Origin of the sequence: Paenibacillus sp. EKM211P, from assembly GCF_011066175.1 — a bacterium.
GTDB lineage: Bacteria > Bacillota > Bacilli > Paenibacillales > Paenibacillaceae > Paenibacillus > Paenibacillus polymyxa.
The window spans coordinates 233,032-247,607 of record NZ_JAAMNS010000003.1 but is presented as its reverse complement, the minus strand read 5'-3'; the positions used below and the strand labels follow the sequence as shown (position 1 = coordinate 247,607).

General features: G+C 47.2%; 11 protein-coding genes and 1 riboswitch. Of the genes, 1 reads left to right on the top strand and 10 read right to left on the bottom strand.

Annotated elements, in window-relative coordinates:
• Positions 1 to 59: 59 nt before the first annotated feature.
• Both G9G57_RS07010 and G9G57_RS07005 read right to left on the bottom strand, forming a co-directional pair.
• Positions 60 to 737 (bottom strand): CpsD/CapB family tyrosine-protein kinase, encoded by a 678-nt coding sequence (locus tag G9G57_RS07010; RefSeq protein WP_016821242.1) that lies wholly within the window; start codon positions 735 to 737, stop codon positions 60 to 62.
• Positions 718 to 1,467, bottom strand: a complete 750-nt coding sequence (locus G9G57_RS07005) for a YveK family protein (RefSeq protein ID WP_016821243.1) — start codon at positions 1,465 to 1,467, stop codon at positions 718 to 720. Before G9G57_RS07005 ends, G9G57_RS07010 begins: the two co-directional genes overlap by 20 nt.
• Positions 1,468 to 1,795: 328 nt before the next feature.
• On the opposite strand from G9G57_RS07005, the gene G9G57_RS07000 reads away from it, so the two are divergent.
• The gene (locus tag G9G57_RS07000; protein WP_016821244.1) at positions 1,796 to 2,164 is read left to right on the top strand and encodes a helix-turn-helix domain-containing protein; all 369 of its coding nucleotides are present in this window, start codon (positions 1,796 to 1,798) and stop codon (positions 2,162 to 2,164) included.
• 547 nt (positions 2,165 to 2,711) lie between these two features.
• Here G9G57_RS07000 and G9G57_RS06990 read toward each other — a convergent pair.
• From G9G57_RS06990 to G9G57_RS06955, 8 genes are all read right to left on the bottom strand, one after another.
• The gene (locus G9G57_RS06990; RefSeq protein ID WP_153794656.1) at positions 2,712 to 5,006 is read right to left on the bottom strand and encodes a hypothetical protein; all 2,295 of its coding nucleotides are present in this window, start codon (positions 5,004 to 5,006) and stop codon (positions 2,712 to 2,714) included.
• Positions 5,007 to 5,054: 48 nt separating this feature from the next.
• Complete coding sequence (locus G9G57_RS06985) at positions 5,055 to 6,656, bottom strand: glycosyl hydrolase (RefSeq protein ID WP_113050678.1); 1,602 nt, start codon at positions 6,654 to 6,656, stop codon at positions 5,055 to 5,057.
• A gap of 13 nt (positions 6,657 to 6,669) precedes the next feature.
• Positions 6,670 to 6,751, bottom strand: a riboswitch (cyclic di-GMP riboswitch).
• Between the two features lie 155 nt (positions 6,752 to 6,906).
• Positions 6,907 to 8,283, bottom strand: coding sequence for a sugar phosphate nucleotidyltransferase (locus G9G57_RS06980; protein WP_045244088.1), 1,377 nt, complete (start codon positions 8,281 to 8,283; stop codon positions 6,907 to 6,909).
• Between the two features lie 670 nt (positions 8,284 to 8,953).
• Complete coding sequence (locus G9G57_RS06975; RefSeq protein ID WP_153794517.1) at positions 8,954 to 10,282, bottom strand: UDP-glucose dehydrogenase family protein; 1,329 nt, start codon at positions 10,280 to 10,282, stop codon at positions 8,954 to 8,956.
• A 5-nt stretch (positions 10,283 to 10,287) separates the two neighbouring features.
• Entirely contained in the window at positions 10,288 to 11,388 is a 1,101-nt protein-coding gene (locus G9G57_RS06970; protein WP_025364260.1) for a glycosyltransferase, read from the bottom strand.
• A gap of 28 nt (positions 11,389 to 11,416) precedes the next feature.
• Positions 11,417 to 12,565 (bottom strand): glycosyltransferase family 4 protein, encoded by a 1,149-nt coding sequence (locus G9G57_RS06965; RefSeq protein ID WP_016821251.1) that lies wholly within the window; start codon positions 12,563 to 12,565, stop codon positions 11,417 to 11,419.
• The gene (locus G9G57_RS06960) at positions 12,562 to 13,749 is read right to left on the bottom strand and encodes a glycosyltransferase family 4 protein (protein ID WP_017426458.1); all 1,188 of its coding nucleotides are present in this window, start codon (positions 13,747 to 13,749) and stop codon (positions 12,562 to 12,564) included. The genes G9G57_RS06965 and G9G57_RS06960 overlap by 4 nt, the downstream gene beginning before the upstream one ends.
• On the bottom strand, positions 13,736 to 14,575 hold the full coding sequence (locus G9G57_RS06955) for a glycosyltransferase family 2 protein (protein WP_016821253.1): 840 nt from the start codon (positions 14,573 to 14,575) through the stop codon (positions 13,736 to 13,738). The genes G9G57_RS06960 and G9G57_RS06955 overlap by 14 nt, the downstream gene beginning before the upstream one ends.
• Position 14,576 lies beyond the last annotated feature (1 nt).

The window sequence follows — 14,576 nt, the reverse complement described above, 5'->3', positions numbered from 1 at the left end:
ATAAATATTATTTATTCATTGTTAAAAGAATTTTATATACTTTTATTTTCCCCGATTTTTCATGTCAGATTGCGTTCCTCCATACCACGCTCGGCGCGGCGCTTCACGTTATTGAGCACTACACCCAGAATGCGCGCCTTAACTCTTTCTAAATTAGCCTTCGCCTTCTTAACGACATCCTTTTTGACCTTCCCTGCCTGTACTACCAAAATGACACCATCACACATGGCACTTACAATGAGGCCATCCGGAAAAGGCAGCAGGGGTGGCGTATCCATCAGAATCACGTCATAATGTTCTTTTAGCTCAACTAGTAGAGCCTTCATTCTACGGGAACTGAGCATCTCGGACGGATTGGGTGGATTCGGTCCAGCTGTGATTGCATGCAGATGATCAATCCCGGTTTCCTGAACCACATCCTGCCATGTCTGTTGATTGGCAAGTACCCGTGTCAGCCCTGTATGATTGCGCAAACCAAACATATGATGCAAGGAGGACCGACGCAGATCCATATCCATAACGAGCACCTTTTTTCCCTCTTGCGCATAGGTTACAGCCAAATTGCTAATCGTGACTGTTCTGCCTTCACCCGCCTGAGCGGACGCCACCATCATCACCTCAATCGGCTCGTCTATAGAGGAAAACTGGATGTTAGTGCGAAGCATGCGGTACTCCTCCGACACGGAAGACTGAGCATGCAAGGATGTAACGAGCTGATTATTGATTAATCGCGGCATATTGTCCCTCACCTACCTGTTTAGGAGTTGTAGTAGAGCTGTCAGAGCGTCTATCTTCTTTTTTCATTTTTGTAATCAGGGATAGGGTAGGCAGGCCGAGTTCTTTTTCAATATCCTCCTCATTTTTAAATGTATCATCCAATACCTCCAGCAAAAACGCCAAGCCTATGCCCAGTAATAAAGAAATGGTAAAAGCAATAAAAATTTGTATGGCGGGATTATTGTTCACGGGAACTGCTGGGTCATTCAGACTGGCTTCGCTTAGGATGGTGACATTGTCCATTTTCATGATAGAGGGGATTTGCCGTTTGAATACTTTGGCTACCGCATTGACGGTTTTCACAGCCTTCGTATACGATAAGTCGCGGACTGTAACATCCATGACCTGTGAATCACCTGCGGTGTTTACTCTTAATTTTTGCGCCAAAGCTGACGGAGTAACCTTAAGATCGGGGAAGCTGGCGACCACCTGATCCATAATCGCCGAGGAGATCATAATTTGCTTATAGGAGTTCGTTAGAGCTATATTGGTTTGCACCACACTGTAATCGACGACACCTGCACGGTCCGGTCGTGGTGTCTGATTAATAATGAGCTTGGCGGTAGCTTCATAAACCTGCGGGGTAAAATATACATTTTTTATGCCTACTACAGTACACACCAGCAGTACAATGCTACCAATCAACCACATTCTTTTGCGGATCAAACGGATGTACTCTTTCAACTGCACAAGACCAGTCCTCCCTGCTTGACTTGTTTTCGGTGAATAACGCTTGTACTGATCCTCTGCATGACGGGGAAAAGAACGATGCATGACCCTCTAATCTATAGTAAAATGTTGTATAATAGCGCATAGAAGGTCTAGCCAGCGAATAAGCACACAATGCTCAATCATCGTTGGCCTCTTAAGGGTATATAAATGAAGATATAAGTGAAAACTATGAAATAAGGATACGTTATGTAACTTACATAATTAATTTATGATACAAATTGTATCTTGTCAAGCGCAAAATTGCTTTTCTTACCTTTCTTAACCTTGCCTTCAGGAGGAAAAACAGATGAATTATGGAACCCGCATCGCTGAATTACGAGAACATAAGGGATTAAAACAAGAGGAATTAGCGCAATCCCTCGGAATTACGCGGGCGGCTCTTTCTCACTATGAAAAAAATAGACGCAAGCCAGACTTTGAGACCCTGACCAAGCTCGCTGATATTTTCGAGGTAACCATCGATTATTTGGTGGGACGTACGAGCCACCCGACAGCCATATTGGATTCAGATGTGAGGGAATTTGTGGATCAGCTTGAACTGTCAGACGAGGATATCCTGCAACGTTTTAACCTGACGATTGACGGACGCACCTTGTCTGAGGAAGAAGCCAAACGTTTTATCGCGTTTGTTCGAATGGAACGAATGATGGAATAAAGAAAGCGCCGCTGCTTGATGTTTGGCTTAAGTAGGACCAGCAACCGAAAATTACACGCGCTTGTCCTTCTGGCACTTAGTTCTATCAGCGTCGCCCTCCAGCCATTCTGGTGTCGTGATACCACATTGGAGCAAAATGTTCCGGATGTCCAAGTGGATGGCTGCTTTGCCTGCTTTCCGTGCGTTGTCTCGAAGAAGAGGGCCATTCCCCCCTAATTCTGTTTCCTTGTTCATTCAGCACTAACCTCACTTTATTAGTCTTGGTCGCCGGAAAGAAAGAGATTCCCTACAAACCATGTATGTATAGTCATGAACAAAACTATTATATATGAATACATACCTGCAATGTTGTCGTCTTATGACGAGAATATTAAAGGATTTTCTTATTTTTTTCTCCATTATACGTAAAGTATTGGCAATTCAGAACGATTTACAAATAAAAAAGAACCTGTCAGGTCCTATTTTCTCCTGATAGGTTCTTTTTTGCTTTCTTTCGGAATGGTGTTAGATATTCATTAGGTAAGGTCCTACATGCATTCCGGTGTAACTAAGCGACCTCGGCTGCCTGAGAAACCTGAGTACCTCCGGTCGCTCGGACTTTGTAGACGTAATGACTTCCAGCTTTTACAGTGCGGTCCGTATACGTGCTTCCTTCTACTTGCGAGGCAATCACCTGATAGGCACCGTCTGTCCGGTCAGCACGCAGCACATCATAGGAAGATATGCCTTCTGCTTGAAGCCAATTAATCTTTACCACCCCATCCTGAATAGAGGCTGCTTTCACCTCAGTTGGGGCAGAGGCCGTGGTTTGATCTGTACTTTTTAATTCCAAAATATATTGTACCGATTCGCCAGGGCCCAGCTTTTCTTCAAAATCAAGGGCAGGAGAAGCCTTCAGCCCTGATATGGAACGCTGCGCCTGACTGTAGGTGGAACCCGCCCCAAAACGTTCCCCCGTGTACAAGCCAGCTTTCGGCATCGTCACCCGTACACGAACGGTCTGCGTAGTGGATTCGAAGTTCACTAGGTTCACCAGCAATTTGTTCGAGGTAGCGCCGCTACCTGCCAGCGGTTTAAGCTTGGACGTATCCACCGCGCGAACATAGACCATCTTGTCCTTGGTCTCCTCTGGATTCAACATTGTATAAGTCAGCGGTTTACCATGCGTGGCATAGGCTAGACTCAAGCGTCTCATAATCTTAACGCGAGTGTCCTGTCCTTGCCCAAACGGATAAATTTCCGTGTTAGCCGGATTGTGACTTTGCAGATCAAAACCCGTTTTAAATAGTGTGTAATCCTTATAAAAAGCAGCGTGCTGGATAAACATATCGGCAAACCCGATTTGCGATCGCATAATCCGATCGAATGCAGCTGCTTGTGGCTGACTAGCCCCGTAATCAGGATTGTCTCGATGCGTATCGTTAGTACCGAACTCCGTGTTTAGCATCTTTTTCGCCAGTCCGTTGCTCGAACCACCGAAGGTTTTTAAATTCTGAACGAAGCTGCCCCCGCCCTCTTCATTATACGATTCACCGTAGGCGTGTCCGTTGGTTAGGTCGGTGACTTCCTCCAGCTGTTTACGCTGCGCTGGGTCTCGTTCCCATCCATCCGGATCACCGCATTTTTGCGTGCCTCCGGTTTGATTTTTGCACGCCTTGGTAGAGTATGTCGGCCAGTAGGCCCAGCCCGGCGCTACGGTTTTGAGATGCGGTGCCAATTGCTTGCCTTCCGTATTCAACCATTTAGCCACAGCCAGGTCTACCGCCTTGGAGCGATTAAACAATCCAGGTTCGTTATCTACTTCATAATATTGAAGGTATGAACCGTATTTTTTTACATAATCACGCAACTTTTGCTTGGCCGTCTCTGGCAGAGTACCATCTTTTTGCAGCTTAATATCACCTGTGTATAGATACAATGCAGACGATTGCATATTATACTGCTTTAACGTTTGATAGTAATCATCCACGTCTGTGCATGCCTTACCTACATTACTGGCACAGGTTACCCTCATGACGTTGCCGCTATAGGCAATTCCCAGCCATTTGAGAACGTATGGTAGATGCTTAACTGCACCCTGATCATAATAAAATTCTTTATTATTCACATTCGTACCAGTCAGTATATATTTCCCATGTACCGGTTCGGCCGCAGGGGAAGCTAACGTCTCCAAGCTCAAGTCATCCCAAGTCCACCACACATTTTTATCTTCCGCAGAGGAGCAGTATAGGCAGCGCGCTGTCTTTAGCTTGAGTACGTTAACACCGCTTTGCAATTGTTCTTTGGGGATATACAGCTCGTAGTTGTTTTTGAAATTATAGGTACTCCCAGTACCGGATACCCCGGCAATCTGAATGATTCCGGACAGCTGATGATTTGAGAAGACAGCCATCTGCGGCACAGCTTTGCCCGCATCCAAAATCCGAACACGGAATATCATACCATTGGGAGGAACCTGATTCAGCTTATATTGAAGTGTTAGTTCTGGATTCGTGGATGCATTCAAACCGGGAGGAATATCTCCACTGCTGAGCAATACCGGAACTGTTGTACTCTCTGCTTCCGACAACGCCGAAAATGCTGCTTTAGCAGATGATTCGGAAGAAGCTGATGCTGCAGAAATATCGATATTATCCCTACCGACCACTCCTTTAAATTCCGCTGAGGAGTCATCCCTCTGACCCAGCTTCCATACTGGACTGGCCGCCGCTACCTTATCTGTCTGCAATTCTACACTTTTTGAAGGCGTGTATATAAACCAAGCGATCATGGCTAGAACTGCGACCCCTAGTAATCCGGATAATACGACCGTATACCTATGGGTCAACCATTTTTTCATCATATGATACACCCTCTCTCCTCAAAATTTTTGACCGGGAAAGAGTATCTATCAAGGAAGAAACAAAGCGTTTCCGGGAACCACCGCTTTCGCTTCATGCTGACTTTCCCACATCAGACGTGCCATCGCATCGCCTTTTTCATCATAGTATTCTACTTTTAGATCTACCATTTTACCTGCTTCCAAAGCGATACTGCCTTTTCGCTCTGTCCAGCTTTGTTTGAACCAACTATCGATCACTAACTTACCGTCTACCCATACACGAATACCATCATCGGATATGGTTGTGAACGTATAGGTCTCGCAGTATTGTGGCTTGATTTTACCCGTCCAGCGAACCGAGAACTGGTCGGCATTTACCTTTGGATCAGCAGCAATGGCGCGCCAGTTGTAGTCCAGCTTGCTGTCTGTACGGATCAAAACAGGACTGCCGCTCACATTCATATTGTTGAAATATTCGCCCCGCAGCCCGTTCACATATACTACATCAGGAACGGAAGGAAGAGTCGGAGCTGGAGGAGCAATCACTACTGGTGGAGCTGGGAGAGGCTCACTTTGTCCCTCATCCGGTAAGGTCGGTACATCTGTTCCGGGTTGTTGGATGGCCTCCAGCCCATTTTTCACATCATCCCGTGTCAAACTCTTCGCATCGTTCATATAATCCTGTATTTGAGTGGTTGTGTTATTCTCGGTCAGCATCTTGCCCCAAGTCATGGAATACACCCATTTTGGCTGAGCCTGCAACACCTCAGAACTAGGTATCTCACCGTGCTCGCCAATGGCAATCGGCTTATTCCGTGCCAACTCGAGCAGTCCTTCATAATGACTTTGCTTAAAATCATTGTTGTAGATGTCTACTGCCAAAATATCCACTTTGTCATCCCCCGGATATTTTGGGGTATACGGGACAGTGTAGGAATTGGGAGCATTTGGACTCCACACCCACAGCAGATTGTTCAATTGATGCGTGTTAACAAAACGGTCGTACATGATATTCCATAGCTGATTGAAATTGTTTTTGTTTCCCCACCAGAACCAGTCACCATTCATTTCGTGGTAAGGTCTCCACAATACCGGAACCCCTGCATCACGAAGCTGCTTTAACGATACAGCGACCTTATCCAGATCGGCAATGAGGAGGTTATACTGCGCAGTGCCTGGCGTGACGTATTTATTAAACTCCGCCTGACTTACTTTGGCCTGCACATTGGCCCAAGTCAGCGGTCTACCCGGCAGCGCTTCATGAAAAGTCATCGTCACAATGCCACCTGCTCTGCTCCAACGAATAGCGCTATCGACGACATTTTTACGTTGTGCTGCTTCTGTAGCGTCAGATTGACCAGAGATGGCTCCCATCTCATAGCCGTGCAGACCCACATACGCCTGGCTGATTTTTTGGACCTTGTCGCTTAATTCATCTGGACTTTCCAAATAATCATGCTGACCAGTGACTGTTTTCTTTCCAGAGATGCTGAGTAAATAATTGTATAGTTCACGGGCCTGAGTACAAGCGTCCGAATTAACAGGTTGTAATGAAGCGGCATTCACCACAGACAGAGAATCACCAAATCCGACGGGAAACAAAGAAAAAATTATAACTACGGGGAGTACATGACGTATCAGTCGATACAGAGGAATAAAATTGAATCTCACTTTTGCTCTTCCTTTCGGTAGCCAGGCTGCCATCCTTACGGGAAGGCCCTTTAGCTTTGCGTACCTGCCTTTCGACAGGGCTGCGTTTATCGTTGGAAGGAGTTTGGATTCCTTCTTAACCTAAGTATCGACTTTTTTTTACCAAAATTTAATAGGTCATGTTCATGAATTTACAGGTTTTCGCCCAATTTCGACAGTTTGGGCTATAAATTTTCATCAAATCTTCTTTATTTCGTTTTTACGAAAACGATTATGAGATAAATTGATGACGGGCAATTTCATTCCAATCCATGCAAAAGCGTACAATATCCTCTTCAACCAACTCAGTGCCAGTCTGCACCTCTATAAAATCCACATCGGTTACAGCCAAAATACTATGCTTGGTTCCTTCAGGGATACGGACTACGTCACCGGCCTTCACTTTGTGCAGCTTCTCATTCAAAATAATTTCCGCTTCGCCGCTAATAATGGTCCAGATTTCGCTTCGTTTGAAGTGAAGCTGGTAGCTGATATTTTTACCTTTGTGTACGCGGATTCGTTTGGTAAGTACCTCATTACCCTCGTCATACTTTACATAGTCTACAACTCGATACTGCCCCCAACGACGTTCTTCATACATTGGACGCTGATCATGAGCCTTGAGCACTTCCTTGATGCGTGGGCTCTCTGCCTTATTGGTCACAAGAATACCATCTGGGCTAGCGGCTACAATCAGATCATTCGTTCCAATGATCGCTACCGGAATGTCCAGCTCATTAATAAGGCTTGTATTGACACAATCCTCCGTTACTACACCTCTGCCCACTTGCTGATTAGACATTTCTTCTGTGAGCGTATTCCAGGTGCCCAAATCCTTCCAAAAACCATCGTACGGAAGCACCACAATGTCTTTTTCCTTCTCAACGACTTCGTAGTCAAAGCTGATTTTTTCCAGAGACGCATATTGCTTTTGCATTTCTTCATAATTCAGCGGCAGGCCCTTGGATGCCAGGATATCCAGCAAATAGCTTAATTTGAATGCAAAAACCCCGCAGTTCCATAGAGCATTGCGTTCAATCAGACGCTCCGCCTGCTCCCGGTCGGGTTTCTCTTGAAAATGGCTCACTTCGCGGTAGCCTGTGCTACCTTGAGTGGCATCATTTTTTGGAATAATATAACCGTATTTCTCTGAAGGATAGGAAGGGACAACCCCGATTAATGCAAGCTTGCCTTCACTCTCCTGAAGTGTATGTTCCAGTTGGGCAACGGAAGCAAAGAAAGCATCCTCTACATAAGGATCTACAGGCAATATAGCTATAATTTCATCAGGCGAAACACCCGCAATGGAATATAGATAAGTCGCTGTCAGCGCAATCGCAGGAAAGGTATCTCTGCGTTCCGGCTCAACTATGATGCGCGTATTCGGTCCGACCTGACTCTGGATCATTTCAACCTGCGCTCTCCCTGTCGCAATAAACGAGGATTCGGATAATCCGTTGTCTCCCAATTGTCTCCATACCCGCTGCACCATGGATTCCGAAATCCCTTCCGGGCTCTCCAGTACCTTCAAAAATTGTTTGGAACGGGAATCGTTGGATAACGGCCATAATCTTTTACCGGAACCACCAGACAAAAGTACGAGCTTCATAATTCTCCACTTCCTCTCTATAATGTGTGGGCGATCGGATGAGGCAAGGTTGAGTAGCCCGCTACGGGCTGGATTTGACCTTACGATCGCTGTTGGACTGGGATTCAAATCCATTCCTACGCTACTCAAAAATGCATCATATCGATCATACCTTGTGGTGCAAAAGGCACGACCGGACATTATTAAGTCCGGTCAGCCTGTAAAAAACGTTCGGGAGCTCGGCGTTTGCCTGCCTTGCTTGCAAGCTTCTAGCAATCGACGCTTCGTAACGCCTTACCAAGATTGCCTTCGACAACCGCAATGGCCTCTTTGCTCCGCAGGAGCAGCATAGTGTATCCACATAATAGGCTTGCTCCACAGGGGGCACCGCGGTACAGCGCATGGCGCCTTAATCGGAAGGAGCGGCTTCAACTGTGCCGCTCCTTCCGATACGCCCTTACTACTCCCATCCCCTAAGATGGGAGATTAAAAACCGTGACTCTATGCGGCAAAAGCAGCGAAGCGGTCCATTTGAATCTGGAGAAGCGCTAGCGTTCGCCTTTGCAGTGGGATTCTTACCTTGGAATGTTTTATATAATCCAGAGAATCCCACTGCAACAGCGATCAGAAAATCAAATGGAACGCATAGCGTCTCCCCCACCGCCCACAGTCACTTTTTAATCTGTCACTTTTAAACTTCCACTTTATCTCTGTTCCATCCACTCATCCGCGGACGACCCACGGAGTAGTATTCCAGTCCAGAGCCTTGAATCTGTTCCTCGGTGAATACGTTACGACCGTCAATCAGAACTGGCTTGTGTAGAATAGAGCCCAGTTGCACGAGATCAACTTCTTTGAACTCTTCCCAATCCGTCAGCAGGCACACAGCATCGCTTCTTTCGGCGGCTTGCTGCGGGGAAGAGCACCATAAAATATTCGGGTGATCCACGCGCTCCTTGAATTTATCCATCGCAATGGGATCATACAGCTTGACAATAGCACCTGCCTGAATGAGCGTTTCTACGATTTCCAGTGCTGGAGCTTCGCGGATGTCATCTGTATTAGGCTTGAAGGCGAGGCCCCAAATGCCAATCGATACGCCGTTTAGCTGACCCAGCGATTCACGCAGCTTGGATACAATCATAAAACGCTGGTCAGTGTTCACCTCGACCACCGATTTTAACAACTTAAATTCATAGTCTACATTACCCGCAATTTGGATGAGCGCATTCGTATCTTTCGGGAAGCAAGAGCCCCCGTATCCGATCCCTGCTTGCAGGAAAGAGGAACCGATCCGTTTGTCCATGCCCATACCCTCAGCCACACAGGTAACGTCCGCGCCAACCTTTTCGCAAATATTAGCAATCTCGTTAATAAACGAAATTTTAGTTGCCAAGAACGCATTGGAGGCATATTTGATCATTTCAGCACTGCGGATATCGGTCACATAGATTTTATCCGTGAATACCTGATGCAGAGTGACCATTGTTTCACGCAAACCTGTATTGTCCAAACCAATAATGATGCGATCTGGATGAAGCGTATCATTGATGGCTGAGCCTTCTCTCAGGAACTCCGGCGCGGATACAATATCAAAAGACAAACTCGTATGTCGAGCCACTACATCCTTAATCTTTTCGTTCGTTCCGACAGGTACGGTACTCTTGGTCATAATAATCTTGTACCCGTTCATGGCTTTGCCGACATCGGCAGCCGCCTGTTCAATGTAAGACAAATTCGCCTCGCCGTTAGCCAGTGAAGGCGTACCTACCGCTAAAATAACGATATCCGAGCGACGTACCGCATCGGCCAAATCGGAGGTAAACTCCAAACGGCCAGCTTCCAGATTCAACGCGATCAATTCCTCAATACCCGGTTCATAGATCGGAGATTCTGCCCGGTTCAACATGTCGATTTTGTACTGCTCCAGATCGACACAAATCACCTCATTACCTTTTTGCGCAAAACACACACCCGAGACGAGTCCAACGTATCCAGTACCGATTACAGCCAGCTTCATTCCGTTCATCCTCCTTTTAGAAAGTTCACATAGGCTTGTTCTACATACTTTTTCAATTGATCCTTGAAGTTATCTTCATCAAATTTGCGGGCATGGGTAATGATATCGTCCACATTCCATGCATGTTGCTCGACCTTTGCGACGGCCTCCAGCACATCGTCTACTTGATGCTTGCGGAAAAATACGCCGTTCACATGAGGAACAATCGTATCCAGCGCTCCCCCGCCCTGAAAAGCGATAACTGGCCGTCCAGCCGCATTCGCCTCCAAAGGCGTAATACCGAAGTCCTCTTCCCCCGGAAAGACAAGCGCCCGGCATTCGGCCATCAGCTTGTTAACCTCTTCGTCCTCAAGCCTGCCGAGGAACTCAATGTTCGGGCCAGCCATGGCTTCGAGTCGTTTACGATCTGGTCCTTCGCCAACGATGCGCAGCTTGAGACCGTTACGTTTGAATGCCTCGATCGCGAGATCAATACGCTTGTAAGACACCAATCGGGATACGATCAGATAATAGTCACCGATGCTTGTAGCACGTTTAAAACGGGATGTATTGATAGGAGGGAAAATAACATCTGCCTCCCGTTGGTAATAGTGCAGAATTCTCCGTTTGACGACGGAAGAATTGGCGATAAACTGGTCTACGTTGCGAGAAGTTTTGGCATCCCATGTTTTCAGCCTGTTCATGTACAGCTTTAGCATATTTTTGAGCAGGTTGGATTTGGACTGCCGGGCCATATATGTATCGTAATCCCAGGCAAACCGCATCGGTGTGTGACAGTAACAAATGTGAAACGTATGTTTGGGTACCTGGATGCTTTTCATAAATGCGCTGCTGGAGCTTAAAACAATGTCGAAATCCCTAAAATCAAAATCACGGATAGCGATGGGATACAGCGGCAGCACTCCTTTGAAATTGGTCTTCACTCCTGGGACGTTTTGTAGCCAAGTGGCTCTAATGTCCGCATCCTTCAAGTTGCGCGACAGGCGCTCGTCGCTGAACACCGTTGTGAAGATGGGAGCCTCCGGATACATATCATGGAATACCTCTACTACCCTTTCCGCTCCGCCCATTTGGATTAAGTAATCATGTGCTATCGCTATTTTCATCTGAATCATCCTTTAACGCGAATGTCGGTCAGACTCCTGCCAACAAACCCTTATAGTAATGAACTATATCCTTAACAGTGTTCTCGATGACAAAATGCTTCTTGACCCGTTCCATCCCTCTCTCACCCATCTGCTGACGTTCCTGTGGATGCTCCAGCATCCAGCGGATGGCTTCTTCCAGCTTGGCCGGGTCTCCCGGTTCAATGAGCAGCCCGGTTTCATTAGGTACCACCGTTTCCTTGGGACCACCTTCGTTTGAAGCGATCACTGGCAAACCTGCAGCCATGCCCTCAATAATGACTTGACCGAATGGCTCCGGTGTAATGGAAGTATGAATTAGCAGGTCACAGCGCTGCATCAGTCCCTGAATGTCATCGACGTGTCCCATCAGATTGACGTTGGTCAACCCATATTCGCGCATCGTGGATTCCAATCGTTGTTTGTATTCCTCTTCTCCGAACAACGCATCTCCAGCCAGCCAGAATTTCACACGCTGATCTGGTAAAAAAGAACGTGCCGCTTCCAATAAAATATGTTGTCCCTTCCATTCCGCCAATCTGCCGACCAATACGACGTTAAACGAGTCATCGCCACGCAAATGCGCAGCCGAATCACGAGCCGTAATTGCTTTGGCAAAAGCGGAGTAGACGACGAGCGTCTTTTTGTCCGGGGGTAATTCCAATGCACTCAGCGTGGATTTGGAATTGGCAATCACACCGTTAGGCAAAAAGCGGGACATGAGCCGAATCCCTTTGGCTACAATCGGCTTCAGATACGGCGGACCGATGTGGTCACGGATATGCCAGATCAAGGGCAGCTTCGCCGATTTGGCGGCTACTGCACCATACAGTGCAGACTTGAGTGAGTTTGTGTGCACACACACGACTTTTTCCTCACGCAGCAATGGCGCGAGTTTTCTGCCGTAAGCCAGCAACCGAAAGGCTGCTGCAGGCGCACCCAGATTAACAGCATTTCGTCCTCGATTGCGAATCGAATCATCTAGTGGAACGATGCGCACATCAATATCACGCTGCCGAAGCCGATCCGCCAAATCGCCCTCCTCCGCCAAAATAACGAGCGGGTCGATATGTTCCCCAATATTCGTCAGGATGTTATACAAAGCGACTTCGCCGCCGCTCCATCTTGCCGTATGGTCAATATAAGCTACTCTCATCATTTCGCCGCCGCCTTTCTGTCAAGGACCTGTCGGAACACCTCTTCTACCTGCTCCGCTACATGTCCCCATGTGTATCTGCTCAGGACATGGTCCCGGCATTCCCGTGCATTCGGTAGAAGTTCACGATGATCCAGCACACGCAGCAGCCCAGCAGCAATGGCTTCACTGTCCGTCCCCTGGAACAAAAGCTCAGGACGGAATCCTCTTAAGATTTCCTTGTTGCCGCCTACAGGAGTGGCCAGCACCGGTAGTCCCGAGGCCATCGCCTCGACTGTAATCAGACCGAAACCCTCTAGTGCCTGTGTTGGCACAACGAACAGGTTCGAGGCTTGATGGTACAGGGGCAGCTCCTCATCCGACACATAACCAAGCAATCTTACGTGATTATGAAGATTGTATTCCGCCACCTTGGAAGCCAATTCCTCCATCAAGGGGCCCTTCCCACCAATCAGCAACAGATGATCAGGGTGTCGCTCGGTTACTCGCCGCCATGCTTCAAGCAGCTGTAGCAGTCCCATGCGATTAACAAGACGACGAACGGTTAGCACAATCGTCGCATTTTGCGGCAAATTCAGCCGCTTCCGTACGGCCTCCTGATCCTCTGCCGGATGGAACCTTTCTACATTCGCCGCACCAGGAATAATATGAATTTTACTAAGTGGAACTTTATAGTGCTCGTGTAAAATATCCCGAAAAGTCTCGCTTAGCACTATAAATTTATCCGCCAAACCATAAGCTTTCATTTCAATGGATTTGGCCAACGTCGTTTTAAGAAAATGCTTAATTCCCTGTCCTTCAATCTTCATTTCCTCCGTCCACGGTCCGTGGAAGGTGGTAACGACCGGGATTCCTCTTTTTTTCGCCTCCAGTGCCGGTCCGACACTATAGGGAGCAAAGTGGGAATACAGCACATCTATCGGTTGCTTGTCGAACAGTTCTGCTGCATATTTTTGCATCAGCTCTCGACGCTTCCAGATGGATTGCTGCTTGCTAGCAATTGAATGAATACGAATACGTTCAGGCGCCTGAGGCTGCTCATCACTACAGATTAAAGCATCCAGCGTATTGCGCTCTAGCGTAAGCTGCTCACAGATGGATTTGAAATATGTGTTGAGACCTCCTGGCTGCAAGGACGGCCAGCTCAGCCCGGTTGCCGCAATACGAAATCCGTTATTGTACGACATAGCTGGTTTCTCCTTTCTGCTCGGTTTGTCCGCCATCCACAACTTCAATCTTTTTTCGCCGCTTGGTTAACTCATAATGCTTGAAGCAGACGAGAAACTCATACATCACCCAGAAAACGGCTACGGCAAAACCCGCCAACCCCTTGCGGTATAAGCCTTGAACAAAATACTTCTGTACAAAGCGGGCAGGCGGTCTCCACAACAGTCTAGTAATCCGAAAGGATCTTCCTTTGTTAAATGCCGTCTCTGCTTCCAGATCCGTATATTTGTTAAAACGGGTCATATGATCGCTGATGCTGCGGAAGCCATAGTGCCATAACACGCCCTCCAGATTGATGATCTGGGAAGAGGCTACATCCGGCATTTCATGAACAAGACTATTCGTAATGCCATAAATTCGCCGATTGTACAAACGAACCAAATACTCGCCTTTGTTCATCCATTTGCCGAGAAAATCGCCAATGCGAAATACGGAATAGGCTTTGGCCGGATCGTGGAGCGTTTCCTTTACTTTCAATAAGTCACCAAGCAACTCTGCATCCACTACTTCGTCTGTATCAATCAGGAAAATCCAATCAAATTCCGCTTTATCAACACCAAACATGCGCTGTTTGGCATAACCGGGCCATGGGTTGGAAAACACCCGACAGCCCAATGATTCAGCTACCTGAATCGTATTGTCCTTGCTCCCTCCGTCAATGACGACGATATCGTCCGCAAAGGGCTGACAGGATTTAATGGCGGCTGTAATTCGAGTGCCATCATCCTGAGCGATAATAACTACGGATATCCGGTTGTCCGCGGGAACGCTAGACATGTGGTTCATT